At 45.3% G+C, this 1,797-nt stretch carries 1 protein-coding gene and 1 pseudogene; both read right to left on the reverse strand.

Features of this window, described 5'->3' with window-relative positions; genetic code table 11:
- Positions 1-124 precede the first annotated feature (124 nt).
- On the reverse strand, positions 125-1,102 hold the full coding sequence (locus L976_RS01755) for a hypothetical protein (protein ID WP_047533602.1): 978 nt from the start codon (positions 1,100-1,102) through the stop codon (positions 125-127).
- An 82-nt stretch (positions 1,103-1,184) separates the two neighbouring features.
- Positions 1,185-1,769 (reverse strand): annotated as a pseudogene (locus L976_RS01760) (transposase); the annotation flags it as partial.
- Positions 1,770-1,797: the final 28 nt, after the last annotated feature.

The raw sequence follows: 1,797 nt of genomic DNA on the forward strand, positions 1-1,797 counted from the left end.
AGCATCTGAGGTAATAAATTGAGCTAATTCCTTCAAAAATAGTGTATTTCAGACGAGGTAAGTCATCCCATAGTGCTTGGGAAGTTTTAGGCAATGATTGTTGTCGAAGTGATATAAGCCGTTGTCAGTTACTGTAAAAGTGCTGGCAGCTTGCCGCAAAATGCCGTCGTCGCTTTTCGAGATGTTCGCAATAATCGGTCAGTTCTTGCAGAGTGCCTACAGGGCCATGAAATAACTTACCAAATTCGGTGGTCAGCTTGAGCCAATTGTCATGGGGGATATTTAATCTGTTCAGTATCTTGGCGCTACTTTCACTGATGCATCCACGTTTATCATTGCGAATAATTCGGCCCGTATCATCCACCAACTGAAGGTAATCTTTTAATGAAAACGCAATGCCATTGGGTTGGTTGTCGCACTCATTACCAATAAAAGGCAGGAGATTGCTCGGCTGCTCACCTTTTAATGCGGCCCGAATACGTAGTTGGATACTGGTATGGTCTGATTGTTCTGGTGTATCAGCAAGTTGCGCTCGAATCGGATTTAAATCAACATAAGTCATACAGGCTAATACCGCAGCTTCATCGAGTAGGGCTTGTGATTTGAATCGCCCCTCCCAGAAGCGACCTGTACAGTTATCCTCTTGATTTGCTTGCCTTGCAATCGGTTCGTTAAGGCAGCGCATAAACCATGAAATATCACACAAACGACTGCGATAAAGGGCGATTGAATGCTTTAATCGGTTGACCTGATGAGCTTCAACTAACTCACCTTTAACGAATTTTTGCGTTAATTCATCGCCTTTAAACAACTTATGCCACTGCTCAAGCACTTCGCGGTCAGTCCAACGATTTGCCGTCTCGATATCGACTCGCAGCACCACATGCAGATGATTAGACATCACGGCAAAGGCTGCGATATCAATGGCAAAAACCGCTTCAAGTTCAAACAATAATGACTCTACCCAAGCGCGGCGATGGTCATAGTTTTTACCCGAGTAACTATCATCACCACATAAAAATGCTCGCCGTACCACGCGGCTACAGCAATGATAATAGGGCGTGTCTTCAAGACTTATCTGAGTTCTGCGAGGGCGCGGCATACAAACCTCCTTGTTCAATGCTTAACCAAAGCATAGTAGGAGGTTAGCTACCTCGCTATTAAGGTTGGGTGTCCATGTTTTGTTCGGCAAGTTGCGCTCGAATCGGATTCAAATCAACATAGGTCATACAGGCTAATACCGCAGCTTCATCGAGTAGGGCTTGCGATTTAAATCGCCCCTCCCAGAAACGACCTGTACAGTTATCCTCTTGATTTGCTTGCCTTGCTATTGGTTCGTTAAGGCAGCGCATAAACCATGAGATATCACACAAACGACTACGATAAAGGGCGATTGAGTGCTTTAATCGGTTGACCTGATGGGCTTCGACTAACTCACCTTTAGCGAATTTTTGCGTTAACTCATCGCCTTTAAACAACTTATGCCACTGCTCAAGCACTTCGCGGTCAGTCCAACGATTTGCCGTCTCGATATCGACTCGCAACACCAGATGCAGATGATTAGACATCACGGCAAAGGCTGCGATATCAATAGCAAAAACAGCTTCAAGTTCAAACATTAGCGATTCTACCCAACCTCGACGATGGTCATAATTTTTACCCGAGTAACTGTCATCACCACATAAAAATGCCCGCCGCACCACGCGGCTACAGCAATGGTAATAGGGCGTGTCTTCAAGACTTATCTGAGTTCTGCGAGGGCGCGGCATACAAACCTCCTTGTTCAATGCTTAACCA

The sequence above is a fragment of the Shewanella sp. ZOR0012 genome, from assembly GCF_000798835.1.
Lineage (GTDB): Bacteria > Pseudomonadota > Gammaproteobacteria > Enterobacterales > Shewanellaceae > Shewanella > Shewanella xiamenensis.